The sequence below is a fragment of the Brevibacillus sp. HB1.3 genome (assembly GCF_013186635.1).
GTDB lineage: Bacteria > Bacillota > Bacilli > Brevibacillales > Brevibacillaceae > Brevibacillus > Brevibacillus brevis_D.
Genome location: NZ_JABMIT010000004.1, coordinates 1 through 25,429 on the forward strand (window position 1 = coordinate 1; position 25,429 = coordinate 25,429).

The following is a 25,429-nucleotide window of genomic DNA, read 5'->3' on the forward strand; positions in this document are numbered from 1 at the left end:
ACCCTTCTCATTTTGACCCCATGCCCATACACTTCCGTCTTCTTTCACCATCAATGTATGTGCTCCGCCGGCAGACAAGCGATTCGCTTTCACATCTGTCTCCCTGACTTCTACAGGAACTGTGATCGTTTGGTTATAGTAGCTGACTGTGATGTTCGCTGTCCCTACCGATACCGCTGTGATCACACCTGCTGCATCTACCGTTGCTACCGCTGGGTTACTGCTCTCATACGTCGACTGTGTCGTGACGTCTTGGGTGCTGTTATTTGGATAGGTCGCCGTGATTTGCAATGGCTTGCTTTGAGATGTCGGCAGTAACACCGTACCTGGACTCGCTACCAGTTGCTGAGCAGAGATGACCAGCATACTTTCTATTGGCGTCGTCCGATTCTGTACCGTTCCATCTCCTAGCTGCCCCTTCTCATTCTGACCCCATGCCCATACACTTCCGTCTTCTTTCACCATCAATGTATGTGCTCCACCTGCGGACAAGCGATTGACTTTGACCTCTGTCTCCTTGACTTCTACATGGACTGTAATCGTTTGGTTATAGTAGCTCACTGTGATAGTCGCAGTTCCTGCCGATACCGATGTGATCACACCTGCTGCATCTACCGTTGCTACCGCTGGGTTACTGCTCTCATACGTCGACTGTGTCGTGACATCTTGTGTACTGTTGTTTGCATAGGTCGCCGTGATTTGCAACGGTTTGCTTTGTGAGATTGGCAGTAAAACCGTCTCCGGACTCGCTACGAGTTGCTGTGCAGAGATGACCAGCATACTTTCTATTGGCGTCGTCCGATTCTGTACCGTTCCATCTCCTAGCTGTCCCTTTTCATTTTGACCCCATGCCCATACACTTCCGTCTTCTTTCACCATCAATGTATGTGCTCCACCTGCGGACAAGCGTTTCAGCTTACCTTCTTTCAATACTTGTGCTACTTTTACATTCGCGTTTACCTTGGTTCCCAAATAGTCGATGGTTACTGAGGTGATTCCTTCTTTTATTCCTGAAAGGAGACCACTTGCAGAAACAGATGCAATAGATGGATCTGCCATTGTAAACAATGATTTATCCGCTACATCTACTTCAGTACCATCCGCAAGCTTCAATAACACATTTAATTGTTGTGTTGTCCCCTCTTGAAGAGTGATGTCTTCCGGGATGACCTTGATGTTCTGAACCGGAATTTCTACTGTAACAACAACAGGCACAACCACACTCGCTCCCCCAAAGGAAACAGTGATGTTCGTACTACCTGCCTTAACAGCTGTAACCACCCCGTTTGCATCAACGGTTACCACTGTGGCATCTCCTGGCAAGTAGACTGCTTGCCCCGAAACATCCATGTTTTTGCCATCCTTATAGGTCGCTGTAACTTGTAGCTGCTGCGTCTTCCCAACCAACATGTTCAGGCTGACTGGTGTAACAGACAAGCTCTGCACAGGCTCTTGCGTCTCTGTAACCTGAACAGGAACGGTAACTACTTTTCCACCAAAAGATATGGTTACAGCAGATGATCCGACCGCCACCCCAGTAACGAAGCCACTTGTTCCAACACTAGCAATAGCAGGTTGCGAACTCTGATAAGTCGCCTGATTCGTTACATTCGTTTGGCTGTTATCACTGTAGGCCGCCTTTACTTCCAACTGCTGGTTGGTTCCTTTGCCAATGCTCACTGTCGCTGGCGTAACCGCCAAAGACACGAGAGAGATGGCCTTTCCGGAAACCGTAACAGGAATAATCGTACTTTGCCCACCGTAGCTTACCGTGATTTGCGTAGCTCCTGGCGAAAGTGCTGTTATCAGTCCACCACTACCCACAGATGCAACATTGGCATTACTACTTGAATACACGGCTTGTCTTGAAATATTTTCTTCGGCCCCGTTTGAATAAGTGGCCGTTACACTAAGCTGTTGAGTTCCACCTGCAACCAACGACACTTGCACCGGGGTTCCTTTTATTTCCTGAATACTAGCTCCCTGAACAGTTATCTGGCTGGATGCACTTTTACCATCATAAGAAACGGTAATCGTCGCTGTTCCTGCTTTGATACCCGTTACGACACCTTGGCTGCTTACTTGCGCAACAGATGCATTCGAGGTGTCAAAGCTGGCAACGCTGCTGATATCTTTGCTGTTACCGTCTGAGTAATGAGCGGATGCATACAAGCGTTGGATCTGGCCTTCTGTAATTGTTGATTGTCCTGGTGCAAGACTGATTGATGTCAAATGAACGGATGGTGCATCAACGGTAATGGCAAAAGTCTTCGACTGTCCTCCGAAATACAACCTGGCCTTCGTTGTTCCGCCGTTCACCGCATACACAATCCCCTTGTTGATATAGGCAACGGAGGGATCCTCCACGACATATACAGCCTGCGCGCTTACATCTACCTGACTCCCGTTGTCTAACGTTGCCATGACCTTGATCGATTTGGAGTTACCTGGTGATACATCCACCTTCTCCAGATCGAGACTCAATGCTTTGGCTTTCTGTGGTGTAGATGCATTTTGCTTTACGCTTTTTGTGATATTTCCGTTCTCGTCATGGTAGAAAATGACGCTTTCGACTCCATTTTCTTTGATCGCCTTGATTCGATTGTTTTGATCGTATACATACTCGTAAACCGTTCCCCCAGCCGCTGGAGCAAAAACGGTAAATAATACATTGACTGGATTACTTTCTGTATTGGTCAGCTTAATCGTATAGGCACCTGCTGCCAAATCATAAATGACTTCAGCTGCACTTGGCTTCTCCCTCGGTGACACTTGAACCCCGTTGGAATAGACCGTTACAGCAGGATACTTCTGACTTGGATTTTTCAATTGCGTCACCATGCGATACTTTCCAGGAATGATAGCATTCATGGCGATTTCTACCGTTTGTCCACCTGGAATCGTGATATCGTTTGGCTGATTAAAAACAAAGGCTTCGCCTCCTGGCTTTGCCAGAAGCGTAGCGTAAAACGTACTTTTTCCTACAATCTTCACATAATACGTTTTTCCGGCAGCAAAAACTGGATTCACTCTACCATTACTTCCTGAAGAGATCTCCTCATGGTCCAGCAAGCCCGCCCCTTTATAAACGGATATATTCGCATCTGCCGCTAATCCCGAGTCGTTATTTAACGTGAACTGATAAACTCCGCTCGTTTTCGCCGTGATTTTAAAGTATTTTGGCCGATTAACAGGAAAATCCATTCGTATCGGGTTATACTCTACCAACAGATTAAAATTGCCTTCTGCTGGTTTCGTTTGGACAGTGTAGGGGCTGCTGCTATAGCTGCTAGTACCTGATGAATTGTACGCCCAAAGTATGATTGTATAAGCGCGATCCGGTTGTAGGCCCGTGATGGTATAAGTGGATACGTTGCCTACCCGTTTGATCCCGCCGCCATCTACTTGAATGCCGTAGTCTGTTGCGCCTGCGACAGGACTCCAAAATACTTTAAGGGAATTCGTTTCTGCCTCTACTTTAATAATATTTGGGGCATCCGGTTTCTTCTCGATAGTCAAGCTTCCGGGATAAACCGCTACAAAACCGCCGCGATTGGATACTTCGATGTTCGGATAGGTGCCTTCTCCAAGATCCCTTCCCCTCCAGCTAAGGCTCCACTGACCTGAGCTACCAGTAGTAGTCATTTGCTTCGGATCTTTAAGACGATTCATTCTCCCAGAGATGATATCTCCTGGTTCCAGATGGGTATAGACCCCTTCCAAGGTAAAGGTCTCATCAATGTCCATGACCCGCTTTGCCCCAGGGGTATAAATAACGATCTTCGGGAGAGCATCTACCAATCGGGATGAGTAGTTCGTTGGTGTAGTCCATGCCCCGCGATTATCCTGAGCTTGAACCGTCCAGTAAACGGTTTGATACAACATTTCTTTTGTGATGGGGAAAAAATATCTGCCGGACGCATTCCCATTTTGGTTCGACTCGGAAATCGTCTCTTCTTTCTCACCGAGCTCGTTTCCGCCTGGTGTCAGTCCCACTCTTAATTTTGTTGATACGATTTTGTCTGAAACATCATTATCTCTAAGCGAATAATTGATTAATCCTCTAAGGCCACTATCCATAATGACAAGCTCTGTATTTACTACGACAGGTGCTTGATTCGTAGCTAATAGATAGAACTCCAATTTAGCGGTACTGCCTTCAAGGATTTTCGGGGCATCGCTCTTCATTACCGCTTTTAGTCGCACATCAATGAGTGCGTTTTTTTGTATATAGCTTGTATCAAATACATAAGAACGGGCTGTACCTGTTAATTTGTCCCGTTTTACAGAAGTGACATGCCCACCCTCGCTGATATAAATGATCAATTCTTGCGAGGCTATATAACTTGGATACCCTTTACGGCTGGAGTAGTCCCAATCCAACGTAATCGACTGCCCTTTTGGTATTTCTTGTCGATCTCTCGGATATTTCCAATCCGCAGAAATGGTTATCGGGTCCTTTTCAGCTTGCGCTCTCATATCCAAGCTAATATCGACTTTTTCGACGAGAGATTTACTGGATTTCTGATCGACTGCCCAGACACGAAGTGAGTAGAGATGATCTGGTTTCAAATTTTTGATGGGCAAGTTGTACGAAAATTCATTTGCGCTCTCTGATGCCGTAAAACGAGTCAGTTCATGAGGATCTTCTTCATCTAGCTGATACCAAATATGAACTTGGTCTCCGATGTTCGGATCCATCGCAATACCTGATATGATGATGACATCCTCTGAATTAACAGTAGTGACAGCCTTCCCTACCACTGGTGAGATCAAATAAACTTGGGGAGCAGAATTATCGTTCACCTCGGTCGTTATGTAGGTGATTTCAGGTGTCCATTTGAGAAGATCCCCAACGTTGTTTTCTTTCTGGTTGACTTGAAAAATCAGTGCGTCTCCTTCTTCAATGGAAAGCTCCTCCTGAAGCTCTACACCAATCTCATCGTTAAAGTCAATCGATTGCCAGCCTGAGGAAGGCCAAATTTGGACATCGTTTTTCAGTAATCGGACGTTGACTCCGTCTCCCTCTTCCACTTGAATTTTGGAAATCCAACCGCTTACGTGAATTCGACCTGAACGCGGTGCCTTCCATTTCAAGATTGGATCTGAGCTCCCGACTTTTATCCACGTATTTCCGATTGCCGTCTCGTTTTGATTACTCTTCCATTCCTCAGAAGCTTTGTCCCATTCCAAGTCCGTGAAGCGATCTCCGCTTACCTCCTGATAGGACCAATTGTTCTGCCCTTGCTGATTAGAAAATTGCAGCCAAAAAGCATACGTTTCATGTATGGGTTCAACAATCGTGATTGTCTTCTCCATACTGGTTTGCTTCCCGTCTTTTTCTGTGACCAGCACTTTTAATTGGTGTTCCCCTACTTGCATCTGGTCGACTTCCAACAGATAGGAGAAACCTGGTTTTAGATGTGGTGCGTCTGGGTATTTGCGCTTCATATCTGGTCGTTCAAGTCCATATTTCGCCTCGCCCAGCTTATCTCCATCCATCAAAACCTCGATTTTCTCCACTTCACCAGAAGAAACGAACCATCCCGTTATGTTGTAATTCCTACTGATCAGTTCGTTATCTTGCGGGGTGTCAATGGCGCCCCCTGTTACCAAGACGTCGCCTTTTACAGTAACAGGGTATTGCTTCACGATGCCAGCATAAGACACGGTAAGAACTGCATTTCCTGATGTGAGACCTGTTAGTAATCCAGTTGCATCTATTTTGGCGATAGATGGATTATCGATCGTGTAGGTCACTTCTCCCGTTACATCCTTGGTACTCTTATCTCGATAAGATGCAACGACCGTGAATGCTACGCTCTTGTCTTTTTCTAAAGTAACTTCGGAATAATTAGCTGTGATTCCCGTAACGGGACCAATGATGATGTTACTTTCCAGCACGAGACTCTCCGCGCCCGCTTTATCCGTTACTTTTATGGTCAGTTTGTGATTCCCTTCCGCAAACAAGGACGTATCCAGTAGATATTGAAAACCAGCATTTGCATTCTGGTAGAGTGGATACATGGCGAAAATATCTGGACGAGGTCCACCATAAACAGCGGTTCCTTGTAATTGTCCATCCACCAAAACCTCTATTTTGGAGACACCGCTTGGGTCCAGAATCCATCCCTGTAAGGTTGTGATTCCACCAATAACTGTGCCCTCTTTTGGGATATCCATTTGCCCTTTAGCAACCAGCGAGCCTGATTCTGATTCTGTGACAACAACTGGAATCACCAATGACTGATTTCCGTAATTCACGTGAATCTTTGTCATTCCAACCTTCAGACCTGTAACGATTCCCAGTGGACTGACATAAACGACATTCGGATCCTCTACTGTGTAAACAGCTTCCCCTGTAATGTCCTTTGGATTTTGCCCTTCAAAACTGGCCGTAATCTGCAGTTTCTGTATAGCGTCTTTTGCTACGCTCATGTTTGGTTCTGTATTTTGCAGACTGATTGCTGGAGCAATTTTTCCAACCACGAAATTTCTTTCTGGTAGTCGATGTTGCTTTCCTTCGCTATCCGCTGCGATCACAGAAACGGTATGATTACCCGGTTGTAGTTCGTTCAGATCTACGGTATAGCTGAATCCTGCTTGTGTATTTGTATATTCCGGATGAAGCAGGGCAATATCCGGTCGAGCAATCCCCGATTTTGCTTTCCCATGTTCGATCCCGTCAATGACAACCCGATAGTCTGAGATAGCAGAAGGATGTAAAAACCAGCCTGAAATCGTATAGGAGCCATTGACAGTAGCACCATTTACAGGCGTTTCTATCTCTCCCAAGGTTTTAAGTGCTTCCGCTTCCGTAACGGTAATAGGAATGCTGATACTTTGATCCCCATATTTTACGGTGAGACTGGTACTTCCTTGGGCTAGAGCCGTGACCAAGCCATCTGTGCTCACCTTTGCGACAGATGAATTCTCTATGTTGTATAGGGCCAGCTTGGTTACATCATGACTGCTCTGATCCTCCAGTACCGCCATGACAGACATTTGATGCGTTTTTCCTTGAGGAACGGTTATCTCTGTAACGTTTGCCTTTAATCCGATTGCTGGTAGCAAGGTAACGACTTGAATCGTTCTGTTCCCGAGCATTACCTGATTTCCACCCTTACCTGTTCCTCTAACAGAAAGAGTATGTGTGCCTTCCCGCAATTTTCCTGTATCGAGATTGTAGTGGAACCCTACGTTTCCATCCGGTTTAGAAGCATCCATAATTTCTATTTCCGGACGAGAAATGCCATAGGTTGCTTCGCCACTTACGGCTCCATCGACCAGTACTTCAATCTTTTCAACGCCATTGGAGTCAACAAACCAGCCGGTGACAGGGTAAACACCGCTGATTAATGCATGGTCTGCGGGACTGTCAATGCCTCCCCGAGCCAGACCCCCTGCTGCTTTGACCCAAACAGGTATCGTAAGCGTTTGTTCCTGGTATTTGACGATGATATTGGTCTGACCGATTTCAATTCCCGTAACGATTCCTTTATCTGAAAGGCTAATGATCGCAGGATTCTCAATCGTGTATTGAGCCTCTCTGGTCACATCTTTCGTTTGTTGATTCAGTAAAACAGCAGAAATGGATAATTGCTGTGTATTCCCTTGTATCAAATCTACCTTGCTTATATTTGCCACAATACTTGTGGCCGGTTCTGCACGACCGATGAAAACAGCTCGCTCTGCCAGAATTTGCTCGGCGCCTTCTTTCGTAACAGCCGTTACCTTAATCGAATGCTGCCCTTCCATTAGCTGCGTTGTGTCTAAACGGTACTCAAATCCGGCTTTAGCATTCTGATATTGTGGATAAGAGGATTCAATATCAGGGCGGGTAAGCCCATAAGAAGCTTCCCCCACTACTGTTCCATCCACATGAATCTCTATCTTGGAAACGCCTGATGGGTCCAGGTACCAGCCTTTGATGAGTGTGACGCCTGTCATCATGGAATTACTGGTTGGCGCCTCTAACTCCCAACGCGGTATCAGTGGCTCATCCTTTTTGATCGTAACGGGGATCGTGATTGATTGACCATCATATCGAATGGTCACAATCGTCGCGCCAGCCCCCATTGCTTTTACAAGCCCAGCAGCGTCAACTGTTACGACACTTTCATCTGATGATGCATATTCGGCAAGACTTGTCACGTCTTTCAGGGTGTTATCTTCTAAAACTGTAGATACCACCAACTGATGCGATCCTTCATTCGTTAGTTCCAGCTTAGTCACATCAGCATGTAGACCGCTCAACGGCTCCATGTCACCAATGTAAAACGTCGTTCCATCCATCACGGTTTGTTGTCCATTCGTATCCTGAACCTCCACCGTAATGCTATGTGTGCCTGCCACTAAATTTCGAGTATCCAGTTGATAGTGAAATCCAGCATTGCTATTCTGATAAACTGGATATTTCGCTTCAATATCTGGTCTCGGGTCGCCATAGGATGCCTCTCCCACATTCGTACCATCAATCAGGATACTGATTTTCGATACTCCGTCTGGATTGAGATGCCATCCTTTAATGGTATACGTACCACTGATTAACTCGCCTTTTTCGGGAGTGTCGAGCCCACCTATCGGGATCAAAGGAGCTCTTTTTGACACCACGATCGGGATCTCAATCGTTTTGTCACCCAACTCAGCGATCAGTTGCGTATCTCCGATTCCACTTCCCGTGACGAACCCTGAAGGTGTAACCGTAGCAATTTTTTCATCTTTGCTCGTATAGGTAACTTCCTTGCTGGCATCTTTGGTGTTGCCATTTGTCATGTTCGCCGTAATTTTCAGTTGATAATTCTCACCTTCGGAAAGACGCAATTCGTTCGGCGTCGATTCCAATGAGGTAATCTCAGCGGAGTCGTCATCCCCTAATCCCAGCGCTTTCTCCAGGTTTACAAGCCCTTTTCCGTAAAAACGTGATTCCCCTAAAGGTGTTGCGTTATCGACTAAACTATCACGCACTTCGCGATTGGTGGCTCCACCCAGTTTTGACCAAATCACAGCTGCTGCACCGGTTACGTGAGGAGCTGCTAAAGATGTACCTGAACGTTGCTCATAGTCTCCATGGAGAGACGTGCTTAGAATATCAACGCCAGGAGCCATCAGGTCTAACCCACTGCCAACACTTGAAAAGTCAGCCCGTTGATTGTCCTGATTAATCGCACCAACGGACAATGTCTCAGCATATTTCGCAGGATATAACTGGGTATCCTCACCCATTCCTCGATTCCCTGCTGCTGCAATAACCAGTATCCCTTGTTGATTCGCTCTTTTTATCTGGTCGTGTAGCGCTTGACTGTCAATTCTACCACCAGCACTAATGGAAACGATGTCCATGTCATTCTGTATCGCCCATTCAATCCCTTGAATCATGCTGGAATATGTACCGTGACCTTTTTCATCAAGGACTCTAATGGCATAGATTTCAGCTTCTGGGGCAACACCAACAATCCCAACATCATTATCTTTACCAGCGATGACACCAGCCACCGCAGTTCCATGCCCGTGCTCGTCATCAAAATCTGATTTTCCTTCTACATAGGAAATGCCTCCTTTTACTTGGAGGTCTTCATGATTGGATATACCTGTATCAATAATTCCAATTTTGATATTTTGGCCTTTGTAATGTTTTTCGTGAGCTTGATTCGCCCCTATGTGCTCAATCCCCCACGGAATTTCCTGCTTTTCTGTTCTGTTTGTTTCTGCTAACTCTATTTCACTATCTTCCTCAATATAGGCTACATTCTCGTCCTGAGACATTACCTCCATTTCATTCTCTGTTAATTGAGCAACCATCACTTTCGTGCTAACTTGCTGTACAGATGATCTTAGAATAGCCCTCACTTTTGTTTTCTTGCTTTCTTTAAAACCAATTAAATACGTTTTACTACTAGCGCTTGCAATAGCGTGCTCCGGGACAAGTTGCAAAAACAGTAAAGCAAGCAGTAGGAATAAATTGAAACTACTGATTAAGCGGATGAATCTAGGGTTCATTCCTGTAACTCCTTGTCATAATTGTGTTGAGCTTTGGATCACTTCTTTTTACTCTTCATCTCCTCCCCAAAAATAAGTACAGATAAAAAATGTAAATTTTACCTAAACAGCATTTAGAATTATAGTGAATTCCTGATATTGGAGCAATAGGAACTTACCAATATGTTTTGACTAACAAATTACTAGTCAGCCAATATTGCAAATTAGCAGAAGGGATTTCCAAGTTGGAATATGTTTCCCTTACTTGTAGGTCAGCCTTGCTCTCTCAAAAGCAGATTGTTTCCGAAGTTTCCTTACTTCAGACAAAAAAGAACCCCAAACGAGCGTAGATTACTCGTTTAGGGGATAGAGGTAGTTCTATTGATTGTTTATTTTTGCTGCTGTTTTCTCCAGTATATTAATTTCATATTTCTCATTTGGAAAAGGAAACTCCTCGGTAGTGTTAAGTATGTAAATATTTGAGTTAGTAGTTGGTTCGAGCTTAACAAAGTAATTTACATCACCCCAAGATACACCTGTGATCTCCTTTGTAGGAAACTCTAAATGAATTCTTATTTCCTCCAATGTCTGGGTATTCTTTAAATATAAGCGAGCTGAACTATTTTTCTGAAACAAATTAATTAGTTCCATGCAGTATTCAAATCTACCATCCGGTGTCTGCTGTATGGAATCAGTTCTTATTTTTTCTGTTAACCACCCATTCGTCTCTACGTTTTTATACAAATGTGGTGTCATTAAAAGCATCGCAATGATGATAATTAAAACCCCAATGAACTCCCACCACCTAGATGGACTCCACTTTTTCAATAATAGAAAACTAGAAACGACTATCAATAAAATTGAGGGTATACCTAGATACAAAAGTATTACCGTGGAAATCAAGTCTATACCGCGTTGAAAATTTGCAGTCGAGCCAAGTACAAACCAGATAACACCTGATAAATTAACGAGTATAGTGATGATCCAAATTAACTTCAACCACAATCGCACTGGGCATTCCCCCTCCTGCTAATTAATTTAGTTTCGCAGTAAGATTATTTTTTACCTTTTTGGTTCCACATAAAATTTTGCGAGATACGGCGTTATATATTTTTTCCACCTTTCAACATTAGAGTGCATTGCAGAGTGAGCCTCAATTGGGTCGTACTCCTCCCCTAATTCAATTTTTATATTTGCTGCATTTGTATACTCCCGTTTGGCTTCGCCAAGTAACCATACGCTTCCCCCATTTACCTGTACACCATCTCGTTCATTGTAAACATGTAGATGCTGTCCCACTGGATACTCTAAATAATATTCAAGTTCCCTTACAGGAGTAGCAATAGTAACAAGCGTTTCCACCTGAATTCCTTCATGTTCCAAAACATTTGCTGCTAAAATTGATACATTTCCGCCATGACTATGACCAATTAGCCGAATTGGTTTCTTCTCATTACCTTTAATACTTCGCCAATTCATGATCTCGCTTGCCAACGATTGTGCTGCCTTTACCCTTGCCGTATTATCGTTATCACCTGACCACTCAAATTTTCTTACATCCTCTTTATATAAATCTTTGAAATACGTAACAAAATCATCCTTCCAAGTAGAATTATCCGAAAAAGTCCCATGAACTAGCCATGCATCATGTCCTGTAGGATCAATATACCTAACCGGATTGTTGTGAGTATACGTATACCTATTGAGCGTCAGCGGATTATCCACTTGCCCTTTATACGTATCCTCGGATATAAACCTACCTATCTTCGGATCGTAATATCTAGCACGCAAATAATAGAATCCGCTCTCCTTGTCATGCATTTCCCCTGCATACATAAACGGATTTGAGATCGTCTCCTTGACCTTATCCCCAATCAAATTGCCCCAAATGTCATACTCATAAGTATTCAGGACATTCCCGCTCGGGTCTTTGATCTTAACTACATCCCCGTGGCTGTTGTAATAGTAATTGCCTTCTAGATTCGACGCATAGTCTTTTCGCCAGATCAACTGGTTACCAAACACATTCCGCGCCTTGACCCTGCCATCCTGCGTCAGCTCTTCAATCACTTGTCCATTCAAATAGACGTAGTGAGTCGTATCCGTCACGCTGCCAGTCTGTTGCTTCGTCGCCCGCAGTCCACCTGGGTAATACGTGTAAGTCGTTGTCCCCTTCTCGTCCTTGTACTCCTGTAAACGATTAAACAAATCGTGCTTCATTTCATAGGAGCCCAAGATATTTGCCGGAGCATTTGCATACACTTGGCGGTTGCCGCGCTTATCATAGGAATACTGCTTAACGTTCCCTTCGACCGATTCTTCCTTGATCCGGGAAAGCTTGTCGTACACAAACAATCCATAGTTCGTACCGGAGCGCTTTTGACTGGTGATATTGCCAAACAGATCGTAGCCATTCGTCTCGTTCCAGCCGTCTGCGTGATTCATTGCTGTTAGTTCTGCAAACGAGCTAACCGATTGTTGCATGGCTGTCGGTTGTCCCGGATACGATACAGCATTGGTTTCTCCTGAATTACTAATATCGTACGTATACGTGGTCGTTCCGACTCCGGGGATCGCCACCGCGTTCAATCTGTTCGCGTTGTCATAGGTGTATCCGACACTTAGAGATGGAGCAGAACCAGATACCGCACTTCTTGCAGGGTATACAAGTGTATCTACCAAATCGTCATTGTCTGAATACAGAAGCTGGTAGTCTTTGCCCATCATCGTCTGGCGATTCTTCCGATGGAATCCATCATAACCATAGCTGATGGCGTTTCCTGTGTGATTATTTTCGCTCAAAAGCAGTCCAGACTGTGGATCATACGCGCGCTCTTCATAGAAGGACGCACCGGAAGAAACTTTCGTCATTTCATGGAAAGGCGAATAGTCGTAGTTGAATGTGACGCCGTTTTTGTCCTTGTAACTCTTCACAAGGCCGCTTTTATCGTAGGTGTACGTCTCTGCTCTCGTTTCTGGATTCTTCTCCGAGAGCTTCCATGCCAAACTATTGTAGGTATACTCTGCGGTAGTCGTCCCATTTTCCAGAACACTGGTGAGATTGCCTAGCGTATCGTAGCCATATACGTTTACGTTATTTTCCGGGTCCTGCAAATAAACGAGGTTGTCGTTGTGATCGAAGCGCATACTCCACGCTTGGGAAGTTTTGCCGTCTGAGATTTCTTTATTGGTCACTTTCCCGAATCGATCGGTCTGGTAGTTCGTCACGCGATGGTGACTGCCGCTTTGGGTCGTCTCCTCCGTGCTTTCCACTTTTCCATACAAATCGCGGTAGGTGGTCGCGATATAGCCATTCGGAGAGAGCGTTTGTTCCGTCAGACGAGGTAAGTATCTTGTTCCATCCGAGTAGGCATTGTTTCGATGGTTCTTGGTGGTTCCTAGTGCATTCGTCGTTTGATACAAAAATCCATCCCAATCATACAGGTACGAGGTACTTTGCTCCTGTTTCCCAAAAGGAACCGTGCGGCTAACCTCTAACCCATCCGGCGTGAACTCGTTTTCTACCAATGGACGTTTCGCACCCGCTGTCCCCACCTGCTCTTGATAGGCGGTATCTCCATACGGGGTGTAGTAAGTGATTAGCTTCGATTGATCCGGGGCAATTTTCTCCACGATGCCCGGTCCCTCTGTACTCGATCCAGAGGCTTCGCCGTCCCGATAGACAAACGTAATACTTCGTTTTGCGCCTTGATTGTGAAAAGTCTCTGATAGAGGTCTTCCTAATTCATCGTATTCATACGTAGCCTTGCTTCCGTTCGGATAGGTCTGGCTTTTGATTTGTCCTTTGTCATCGATGTCGTAGGAAAAATTCAATACATCCGATTTACCGCTTTCCAACTCAACACCTGCGAGTGCGATTTGCGTAGGCTGAATTCCGTATTGATCATAAGCGGTGAAGGTCTGCGTCCGTGTCTTTCCTCCGCCAAAGTTCTCCGTTATCGAATAAAGCTGTTTGTTTGTGTACTCATATGTCCGTTCAACCGATTGACTTTTGGGCGTATTGATTAAATTGACAGGGAACGAGTTGATCTCTGTTTCCTTCCGGAGCAAATATTGATCGTTGTACTCATAGGTGGTATTCGAATAATACGGATCACCAGAAGCTGTCGTTGATTGTGTTCTGGCTGCCTTCAATACAGAGAAGGTAAGGAAGCCCCGTGGATTCAACGCCACTTCATCATATGTCCATGTGCTCATAATCCCGTTTGGCGCAATCTGCTTGATCAGTTGTCCATAATGGTTGTATTCCAGGTACGTCTCTTGTGCGTAATTATTGATCTTGGCCGCATACCTTGAGCGATTGGAAAGATTCGGGTCTTTCAAGTAGGAATTGTAAACCTCTAGATCACTCACTGCCGATGTCGGTTCCAGGAAAACGTATTGATACGTCGGCTTTGTGTTCCGGCCGGAATAGGCATAGGTTGTGTACGTAGTTGGATTGTACTCGACCCGATACTTCGCGCCAGATACATTCGTTCCGCCTTTGCTCACGCCTGTTGTCTTCTCGCTTCGCAGCAATGGATTCCCATCTTGATTGACCTTGTAAATGGAATTCTTCGTGTACCGGGAAGCCTCTGATTCGTTGACCTGGATGGTATCCCCATGGCGTTCTGCAAAATTCTTCAATCTAGGCAGTTGTTCCTTTGGTACCTTCCATATTTCGTGGAGGTTATCATTATTGGCATAGCTCTTTTCCAGCTTATACGTATTTGTACCGCTCGGTGTTTTCTGCGTGTAGCTGTACGATACTTTATTGACTGGATGATAAGCTACATAGCTTAGTGCATGCTTGTCTTGAAAAATCCGTACGAGTCCGTCATTGAAGGTAGTCTGACCTAGTTGATAGGGACGATAGTCGTAGTTGATTTTTAATCCTTGCAACGGATAGGAAACCTCTTGCATGAGCAAGTAATCGATTTCCTTACGCTTCTTTGTATCCGATTCCCAATACTTGGATGAATCTTGGAGGCTTGGATCGGTTGGGAGCTTATCCAGCGTATATTTTTTGTTTAAATTGAAATAGGCTATGCCCTTCGTTTTGGGATCATGATAGGCATAACGCGCCACTGTATATGCGCTGCTTCCGCTTCCTGCTGTCGGCAGGACTTCTACGCGAACAAGCTGATGATAAGCGCTCAATGCGAACTTTCGTTCAAAATGGTAGCGAATGTGCTTGAGCACCGTGGTCTCGGTCTTGTCTTTGTAGACGATCAAGTCTTGCGTGGTGTCGTTTTGCTTTCGGTTCAATACCACATAACGACCGACACTATCTTCGATACTGCCCCTCTCTCCGTCACTACTCAGATTGTACTTGATCGTATCCCCGTAAATATTGGATTTGATGACCATTCCTCGAGTCATATCAAATTCATACTTCAGATTACGGTAATGCAGCGTGTACTTCCGATTCACTTCGTCAATCGTGAAGCGGATGTCTTGATACGGATAATTCACAAACTTGTTGAACCGGTATTCTAAAGATGTACCGTCTTCTAAGGTAATGTAATACCGATTACTCGATGGATCCTTATCTACCTTGGTAGAGTAAATTTGTAGACTTGGATCATAGGCATCGTCCCTTACCGTTACGGCCTGCTCCCGACTGACGATATCCAATCTCGGCATATTAAAATCCCAGCCGGTTGCAAATTTGTCAGTGTCATGTAGGGTTTCATTCTTGTCTAGATCATCATCCCAGGTTGGCACACTGATTTTACTGCTCATGGAGTGGTATCTACGCTTTATATCCAGATCCAGTCCATGCTTTCCTGGCAAGTAGAGATCTTGCTCGACCAGGTTCGCAGCGCGATATAGATCGTCGACGGATTGCTCTGTTTTGGAACGAGCAAATCGAAACTCCTGATCCTGTTCGGTGTATTTTACCGGAGGAAGCGAAGTGGATTGGACCTCCATCTGTTCTTCCAGTTGCTTGATTTCATTCATTTTAGATAAAACGAGAGGGGTTAACCGCTGCAAAAGGTCTTTGCTTTCCTGACTCAGATTCTCAAATTGGGTGATAATCTGCTCAGTGGAACGGCGTTTGACTTCTTCTTGTTCTTCTGGTGTTAGTAATTGCAGCAGCTCGGAATAGAAATAGGCTGCGAATTTTAACAATGCTCTGTCAAAACTGCGATGAATGTCAATAACAGTGTCAGTCTCTAGCTGCGTCCATGTAAGCGAAGAAATATCCGTTTCCGTGTATTCTATCGGATTTTTTGCTTCTCCTTTGCCATTGGTGATTGGCTCGCCCATGGATTGTTGAATCTCTTCGATTGTCGTGTCAGGAGTTGATGCTTTCTCACCTGACGTAACTGGAGAGATGGACACGGGGGAGGATTCGTTTGCGAACGTCCTTCCAAGCGGCAGCATCGTCGTGCATAATGCAAGGCAAAGCACAACGATCATGAGTGATTTTATGGAAAAATGTTTCATAATGCCTCCGTTAGAGATATTCGTCCCCCCATGATGCGAAGGGGGGACTGCATGAACATGGATTAGGGTACAACCGTAATCGTTATCGTTTTAAACTGTCCATCGTAAGACACCCTGGCCTCTGTAGTTCCAGGATTCATCCCATATACAACGCCTTTCACGATAAATCCAACTCTAGAATCTACCACTGTGTAAAGGCCTTGTGTTGTTACATCCAGCGTACTGCCGTCCTCCTTTGTTGCTGTGACCTTGATCGGTCGCGTGCTGCCAGCTCGTACCTCCACCTTTTCCTGATCCACTTGTAATACGGTTCCTTTTGGTGGAAGCGTCACTGCATGCTTGACACTTTTCAAAATGTTTCCATTATCATCATGAATGAACGTTACGGATTCTACGCCATTTTCTTTAATCGCCTTTATCCGATTGTTTTGATCGTATACGTACTCATAAAGAGTCCCACCAGGCGGGGGAGCAAAAACAGTGAAGGAAACACTAACCGGATAACTCTCGGTATTGGTCAATTTGATCGTGTAGTTCCCCATCCCTAGCTCATAATTGCTTTCGGAAGGAGTTGGCGTCTCTTTAGGAGTTATGGCATTTCCATTGGACAGTACCGTGACAACTGGATATTTATGCGTCTGATTTTTCAATTGTGTCGTCATGCGATACTTGCCAGAAATGATCGTATTCATGGCCAGCTCTACCGTTTGACCAGGCTGAAGCGTAATTTCCTTTGGTTGGTTAAAGGTAAAGGCCTCTCCCCCCGGCTTTGCCAGGAGCGTAGCGTAGATGGAATCCTTAGCGACAATTTTTACATAATAGGTTTTTCCTGCAACAAACACGGGGTTGACTCTTCCGTTGGCACCCGCCGCAATCTCCTCATGTGCCTGCAAGCTTGCCGCTTTATAGACGGATAGGGTTGCATTTGCAGGTGAACCCGAATCGTTGTTTAACGTGAATGAATAGGTTCCATTTGTTCCGGCAACGATTTTCATGTATTTCACCTCATTTGCAGGGAAATACATCCGCACGGGGCTATTCTCAACGATTCCATTAAAATTGCCTTCTGCTGGTTTCGTTTCAACCGTAATCGAACTGCTGTAGCTGCTAATTCCGGCTGAAGTATACGCCCAAAGTTTAATGGTATACACACGGGAAGGCTGAAGGCCCGCGATCGTATGATTAGTGACGTCACCCACTTTTTTAATACCCCCGCCATCGACTTGGATCCCGTAGTCAATGGCACCTACAGATGGACTCCAATAGATTTTGAGTGAATTGGTTTCGGCCTCCACGTTAACGATACTTGGTGCATCCGGCTTGTCTTCCACCGTTAAGCTTCCACTGTAATAGTTCACAATCGGCTCCGTCACTTGGATATTTTCGTACGTGCCTGTTCCTATTTCCCGCCCCGTCCAATTCAGCTCCCACTGACCGGAGGTTCCTGTTGTTGTGAATTTTTTGGCAGAATGAGAGGAGGACACTTTGGCTTCAATCGTTTCTCCAGAGGTAAGCTTCGTGTATGTTCCATCCAATGTAAAGATGTCATCAAGGTCCATGACTCTCTTGGCAACCGGCGTGTAGATCACGATTTTCGGAAGTGCTTCTTCCAGTCGGACGGAATAGTTAACCGCTGGTGTCCAAGCTCCCCGGTTATCCTGCGCCTGCACTGTCCAGTAAATGGTCTGGTGCAGCATATCTTTTGTTAGGGGGAAGGAATACCTGCTAACAACTTGTCTGTTTTGAGAAGACTCCCGGATGAACTCTTCCTTTTCACCAAGCTCGTTTCCACCTGGTGTGTAACCTACTCGTAATTTTGTCGAAACGATTTTGTCCGTGACATCATTTTCATTGAGCGTATAGTTGATGGTTCCTGTAAGCCCTCTGTCCAAGGTGACAAACTCCGTACTGTATACGACAGGTGCTTGATTGGCAGCTAGAACACTGAAATTCAACTTCGCCGTGCCACCATAAACATAAGTAGGCGTTTTTGGCATGATGGTGCGAATCCGAGCTTCCACGCGGGCATTTTTCTCGATCACACTTGTATCAAACACGTAGGAACGTGCTGTACCCGTCAATTTTTCGCGGATCGTTGAGGTCATACGCCCACCTTCGCTAATATTAATCAGCAATTCTTGCGACTCGATTTTACTGGAATGCCCACGGTAGCTTGCGTATTCCCAAGTCAGTGAAACCTTTTCTCCTTTTGAAATTTCGGTTCCATCTTTCGGAGATTTCCAGTCTGCGACAACCATAATGTCTTCCTTTTCGGCTTGCGCTATCATGTCCAAGGTGAAGTCTACTTTTTCACTGACTGATCTTCCGGACTTTTGGTCGACTGCCCAGACACGAAGAGAGTACAAAACATCCGGTTTCAAGTGATGAGTGGACAGGTTGAACAAAAATGGTTGGGGCTTTTCCGAAGCCGTAAATCTCGTCAACTCTTGTGGATCTTCATCATCCAGCTGGTACCAAATGTTAACCTGATCTCCCATATTCGGGTCCATGGCAAAACCTGAGATCGCAACAACATCTTTGCCATCAACGGTGGAGACCGCTGCTCCCACAGCGGGAGAAGTCAAATAGATTTTTGGGGCCGCATTATCGTTAACGGCGTTGCTCACGTACGTAATTTCAGGTGTCCATTTTAGTAAATCGCCGATACTGCTTTCTTTTTGATCCACTTGAAACAAGAGTGCATCTCCTTGCTCTACCTCAAGTTCTTCTTGGATTTCCACACCAATTTCATCGTTGAATTCAATGGCTTGCCAGCCAGTAGCCGGCCAAATTTGTTCATTGTTTTTCAGCAATCGGACGTTTACCCCATCGCCTTCATCGACTTGAATTTTGGAAATCCAACCGCTGACCTGGATTTTTCCTGATCGTGGCGCTTCCCATTTGATGACAGGGTTTGAGCTGCCAACCCTTATCCAGATATTCCCGATGGCCGTATCGTGATTACCCTTCCATTCTTCTGTTTGCTTGTTCCACGTCAAATCAGCATGTTGATTCCCTAACACCTCTTGATAGGACCAATTGTCCTTGCCTTGCTGATCTGAAAATTGCAGCCAATAGGCGTATTTGTCATGAATCGGTTTCACAATCGTGATCGCCTTTTCCATGCTGGTCTGTTTCCCGTCTTTTTCCGTTACCAGAACAGTCAGCTGATGCTGTCCCAAGTCCAGACCATTCACTTCCAACAGATAAGAAAAACCGGGTTTTACAGGCGGTGCCTCTGGGTACATTCGCAAAATATCTGGGCGATCCAGTCCATATTTCGCCTCACCCAATGCGACGCCATCCATCTGCACTTCGATTTTTTCCACTTCACCCGAGGTCATGAACCAGCCTGTCACGTTATAGCTTCCACTAATCTGTTCATTCTCTCCTGGAGCATCAATCGCACCTGTCGTCGTCAGAGCGCCCCCCTTCACATGAATAGGCACTTGCTGAACGATGCCAGCAAAAGTAACGGACAAAATGGTATTCCCTGGCGCTAGTCCCGTTATCACACCAGTTGCGTCTATTTTTGCAATGGCTGGGTCTTGAAGCGCGTAGGTGGCTTCGCCCGTTACGTCCTTTGTACTCTTGTCCCGATAAGCTGCTACAACCGTGAGAGATGCGGTCTTTTCTTTCTCAAGATCAATTGTGGAGAGGTTGGTAGTAATCCCTGTTACAGGGCCAACTGTTACCTCTTTATCGAGGACGAGACTCTCTACTCCCTTTTTGTTGGTTACTCGTACGGTTATTTTGTGCTTGCCTTCATTGAAACTCATTGTATGGAGTTGATACTGAAAGCCTGCATTTGCATTCTCATAGCGTGGATACAGGGCAAAAATGTCTGGGCGAGGTCCGCCATATACTGCCGTTCCTTGTAGCTGCCCATTCACCCCAACTTCAATCTTGGCTACACCGTCCGGATCAAGGAGCCATCCCTGAATTGTTGTGGTTCCTCCGATTTCTGCTTTGTCCATCGGGATGTCGATCTGTCCTTTTGCGACCAGTGGGCCTGATTCTGTTTCCGTCACAACCACTGGAATCGTTAGGGTCTGACCTCCATAACTGACGACAATCTTGGTCATTCCTACTTCGAGTCCTGTGACGATTCCCAATGGACTCACGTGGATCACATTGGAATTTTCGTACGTATATACCGCTTGGGCAGTCACATCTTTTGGACTTTGCCCGTTTGACGTCGCGGTAATCTGTAACTTCTGGATCGACGATTTTGCTAAACTGATCTCCGATTCTGTATGCTTCAAACTATCTGCCGGAGCTACTTCTCCAACCGAGAAGCTTTTCTCTGGCAACGGATATTGCTTGCCTTCGCTATCCGTCACCACAACAGAAACCGTATGATGACCGGATTGTACCTCGGACAAGTCCATCTTATAGCTAAATCCTGCATGCGTATTCTGATAGTCTGGATGCAGCAGGGCAATGTCAGGACGAGCTATACTCGAATTGGCTTGTCCAACTTCTTTTCCATCAAGGAAGACCTGATAACGAGAGGTCGTAGACGGATGCAAAAACCAGCCCGCTATTGTATAAGAACCATGGATAATCGCGTCATTTGCTGGCGTTTCTATTTCGCCGATTGCCTTTCGTACTTCTGCTGCTGTAATGACGACTGGTAGCTTGATACTCTGATTTCCGTATTTGATCGTAAGGCTCGTATTGCCCTGCGCCAGAGCCGTAACTACGCCGTCTGGACTCACTTTTGCAACAGATGGATTTTCTACGGTGTATAGGGCTAGCTTGGTCACATCCTGCTTGCTCTGATCCTTTAGCTCTGCTTTTACAGTCAGTGGATGTGTCTTTCCTTGTGAAAGCTGAAGCTCGGCGATATCTACGTGCAATCCAATTGCCGGGAGCAATTCGACCACCTGAACGGTTCTTGACCCCAGCATCGTTTGATTTCCATCCTTGGCTGTTCCGCGAACAGAAATGGTATGCTTTCCTTTTTGTAGAAGAGCTGTGTCGAGGCTGTAATGAAATCCAACGTTGCTACCCGGTAAAGAAATATCCGTAATCTCGATTTCGGGACGCGGAACTCCATACGTGGCTTCCCCGATTACAACGCCATCCACCAACACATCAATGCTCGAGACGCCGCTTGAGGCGATAAACCAGCCTGTTACAGGGTAGACCCCGCTAATCGTCGTATTGTCGAGAGGACTGTCCAATCCCCCTTGAGAAACTCCGGCAGCTGCTTTCACCGAGATCGGTAACGTTAGCACTTGTCCCTGGTAGTCGACAATCACCGTGGTCTGTCCGATCTGAAGACCAGTGATGATTCCGTGACCGGAAATGCTGGCAACGGTAGAATCCTCGAGGGTGTACTTCGCCTCTCTTGTTACATCTCTGATTTGGTCATTTTGCAAAACAGCCGAAATGGTAAGTTGCTGTGTATTCCCTTGTGATAGCTCGACCTTGCTTACATTTGCAGCTATACTCTTGGCTGGTTGTGCACGCTCGATAGACACGGAGCGCTCCGCCAGCACTTGCTCTTTGCCTTCCTGATTCACAGCGATCACCGTAATGGTGTGCTGCCCTTCCGTCATTGGAGTCGTATCCAAAAAATACTGAAAACCAGAAGTAGCATTTTGATAAGCCGGGTACGCCTGCGCGATATCAGGTCGCGATTGCCCGTAAAGAGCTTCCCCGACTAATTTCCCATCTACATAAACCGCTATCTTTGAAACACCTGCCGGATCTAAATACCAGCCTTTCATGAGAGAGACTCCCGTCATTGTGGAATGATCGGCTGGACTCTCTACTTCCCAACGCGGTATGAGCGCGATTTTTTCCTGGATCGTGACAGGAAGCGTAATGGCTTGTCCTTCATGGCGAATCGTCACAATCGCTGTTCCCAGCCCTATTGCTTTTACGAAGCCAGTTGGGGATACCGTTACGATACTTTCATCCGAAGAAGTGTACTCAGCCAGCATCGTGACATCTTTTAGCGTTTTATCTTCGAGAATCGTAGACACAACGAGCTGATGCGTATTCTCGTCCGTTAGCACCAGCTTGGAAACGTCCGCATGAAGGCCTTCTACTGGCTGCTTGGTGCCAATATAGAATGTATTTCCTTCGATAACCGACTGCTCTCCATTCTTGTTTTGAATGGCAAGCGTAATCGTATGCAATCCTACGCTCATTTCTCTTGTATCCAGGTTAAAATGAAAACCTGCGTTTCCATTTTGATACGCTGGATACTTGGCCTCAATATCGGGTCTTGGATCACCATAAATTGCCTCCCCAACCTTTATGCCATCAATCATGATACTGATTTGGGGCACTCCTGCTGGATCTAGGTACCATCCCTTCATCTCATAGGTACCGACAATTAATTCGCCATTTTCCGGGGTATCAAGACCACCACGTGGGGTCAATGGTACCTTTTCACTTACCACTACCGGGATTTCGATCGTCTTGTCTTCAAACGTTACGATCAATCGCGTCTCACCAATGCCAGTCGCAGTCACCAGTCCTGTTGGCTTTACTGTTGCGATTTTTTCATCGCTACTGACATAATTCGCTTCTACGGTAATGTCTTTGGTCGTGTCATCAGTCAGCTTCGCCTTGATCTTCAATGGATAGCTTTGCCCTACGGAAATAGCCAGCTCGTTAGGATTGGATTCAATCGCCTGAATCCCGGCATACTGTGTGCTTCCTATCTCCAAAGCTTTTTCCAGGTTCACCAGCCCTTTGCCATAAAAACGTGGCTCCCCTAGAGGTGTTGCACTCTCGATCAAAATATCCCGGACTTCTTCATTGGTTGCCTTTCCCTTCTTCGACCAAATGACTGCTGCGGCACCTGCCACGTGAGGAGCAGCTAAAGAAGTACCCGAGCGCAATTCATATCCTTTGTGAAGGGAAGTGCTTAAAATATCCACGCCCGGAGCCATCAGGTCCAAACCGGCTCCTACACTGGAGGTATCTGCACGCTGGTTATCCCGATCAACGGAACCTACCGACAAAGCTTCCGGATAATGTGCCGGGAATAATTGAGTATCCTCCCCCATACCTCGATTGCCCGCTGCTGCAATGACCAGAATTCCATGCTCATTTGCCCTTTTAATCTGGTCGTGCAACGCTTGACTGTCCACGGACCCACCTGCACTGATCGAGATAATATTCATGCCATTCTGGATGGCCCATTCTATTCCCTGAATCATACTCGAATACTTACCATGGCCTTTTTCATCAAGAACTTTGATCGAATAGATTTCCGCTTCTGGCGCGACTCCTACGATTCCAAGATGATTGTCTTTTCCTGCGATTACCCCAGCTACTGCGGTACCATGACCATGGGCATCCTCATAATCCGCTTCACCTTCTACATAGGAAATGCCGCCATTCACTTTCAAATCTTCATGACGTGAGATTCCGGTATCCAAAATTCCTATCTTCACATTTTTACCTACGTAATTTTTGCTATGTGCTTGAAGTGCACCTACATGCTCGACTCCCCAAGGGATCTCCTGTTTTTCTGCCAGGTCGATCTCTGCCAACTCAGTGTCACTATCTTCCTCCATGTACACCACATTTGGATCTTGAGATAATTCCTCCCTCTCGCTTTCAGTTAAGGTAGCCACCATAATTTTGGAGCTGAGTTGTTGCACAGATGTTCCTTGAATGGCGCTCCTTTTCGTTCGCTTACTGTCCTTGAAACCAATCAAGTATGTTTTGCTTTTTTCCGTTGCACGCACCTGCTCAGGAACCGCTTGCAAAAACAGTAAAGAGAGCAGAATAAATACGTTACAAATACTGACGGAACGGATGAATTTACTGTTCATCTCTAAGACTCCCTCCCCCATACCGGTTCAAAACCGAAAGAAAATAAGTACAGGTAAAATTAGTGAAATATTCCTTAAACACACAATTCGAATTATAATGAATTCCTTATATTGGATCAACAGGAAATAAAGACAAAAAAAGACGTTCTTAGACAAGAACGCCTTTCTCTTTCCTTATTTATCCTCTCATCTGCCCTGCAATCGTCAAATGCGCCTCACCTGCTACACGAATAACAGGCTCCTCACCAGATCGATCAACCGTTACATACAGCTTTCCTGGTCGACCAATCGCATGTCCTTGCCCAATGACGAGCTCTGTCACGTTTCCAGCGGGCAGCAACTCTTCCAATGCCAGATAGCCAGCCAGAGCCCCGTTTGCAGCACCTGTTACAGGATCCTCCGCAATCCCGATCGCGGGTGCAAAATCTCTCGTGTACAAGTCATAGCCTTCAGGAGCATCCCACGAAAACAAATGGGTGGTTGTGATGCCGTGTTCCTTATTCATTTCTGCGAGCGAAGCGAGCAATGGCTGAGCTGCATCGATTGCCTGACGGGTGCGGACTGGAACGAGTAGATGCCTATTTCCAGTGGAAGCGAGCTTCATCGGATAACGATCATCCATATCAGCTGGTGTTAGGCCTACCAGCCTCGCTACCTCTTCACTGTCTAAATCAATCTCCTTCACAGAAGGCTTGATTTGGGTCATTTCCACTCGCTGTAACTGGCCATTCTCCATCACCAATTGAACAGGAATCAAACCAACGTTTGTTTCAAACACGATACGACTACCCCTTTCCAACCAACCACGCTCTGTTGCCAATAGCCAAGCAGAACCCACTGTCGCATGGCCGCAGAAATCGATCTCAACCGAAGGAGAAAAATAGCGAATGCGAAAATCAGCTTCTGGGAGGTCGGATGGCATCAAAAAGGCAGACTCAGGAAGATTCAACTCATTGGCAATTTTCTGCATTTGGTGTAAAGTCAAAGTACCTGCTTCCGGGATGACGCCCGCGGGATTGCCTGCAAACGGCTCTTTCGTAAAGGCGTCCACATGATATACACTCACATGATTCATGGTTATTTCTCTCCTTTCTTAAACGAATGCTTCTCTTGCTTTTCATCTTAAAGTGGTGCAAGCGCGCTGTAAAATGAAGCTTTCGCATACCAACCATGATAAAAACTTCATGAAAGGA

The 25,429-nt window shown here is 45.7% G+C and carries 5 protein-coding genes; all 5 read right to left on the bottom strand.

Going from position 1 to position 25,429, the window contains the following annotated elements; genetic code table 11:
* The coding region (locus tag HPY31_RS10600) for an Ig-like domain-containing protein (protein WP_253901766.1) at nucleotides 1–9,774 on the bottom strand (9,774 nt) is incomplete at its 3' end.
* Nucleotides 9,775–10,356: 582 nt separating this feature from the next.
* A complete protein-coding gene (locus HPY31_RS10605) occupies nucleotides 10,357–10,989 on the bottom strand; it encodes a hypothetical protein (RefSeq protein ID WP_172140676.1) in 633 nt (210 codons plus the stop codon).
* A gap of 51 nt (nucleotides 10,990–11,040) precedes the next feature.
* Nucleotides 11,041–16,431: an RHS repeat-associated core domain-containing protein gene (locus HPY31_RS10610; protein WP_172140677.1), complete on the bottom strand. Its 5,391-nt coding sequence runs from the start codon at nucleotides 16,429–16,431 to the stop codon at nucleotides 11,041–11,043.
* A gap of 62 nt (nucleotides 16,432–16,493) precedes the next feature.
* Nucleotides 16,494–24,236, bottom strand: a complete 7,743-nt coding sequence (locus tag HPY31_RS10615; RefSeq protein WP_172140678.1) for a S8 family serine peptidase — start codon at nucleotides 24,234–24,236, stop codon at nucleotides 16,494–16,496.
* A gap of 178 nt (nucleotides 24,237–24,414) precedes the next feature.
* A complete protein-coding gene (locus HPY31_RS10620) occupies nucleotides 24,415–25,311 on the bottom strand; it encodes a PhzF family phenazine biosynthesis protein (protein ID WP_172140679.1) in 897 nt (298 codons plus the stop codon).
* Between the last annotated feature and the right edge of the window lie 118 nt (nucleotides 25,312–25,429).

Coding starts and splice junctions, on each gene's coding strand:
- HPY31_RS10610 (WP_172140677.1), bottom strand. CDS start 16,431: ATGAAACATTTTTCCATAAAATCACTCATGATCGTTGTGCTTTGCCTT.
- HPY31_RS10615 (WP_172140678.1), bottom strand. CDS start 24,236: ATGAACAGTAAATTCATCCGTTCCGTCAGTATTTGTAACGTATTTATT.
- HPY31_RS10620 (WP_172140679.1), bottom strand. CDS start 25,311: ATGAATCATGTGAGTGTATATCATGTGGACGCCTTTACGAAAGAGCCG.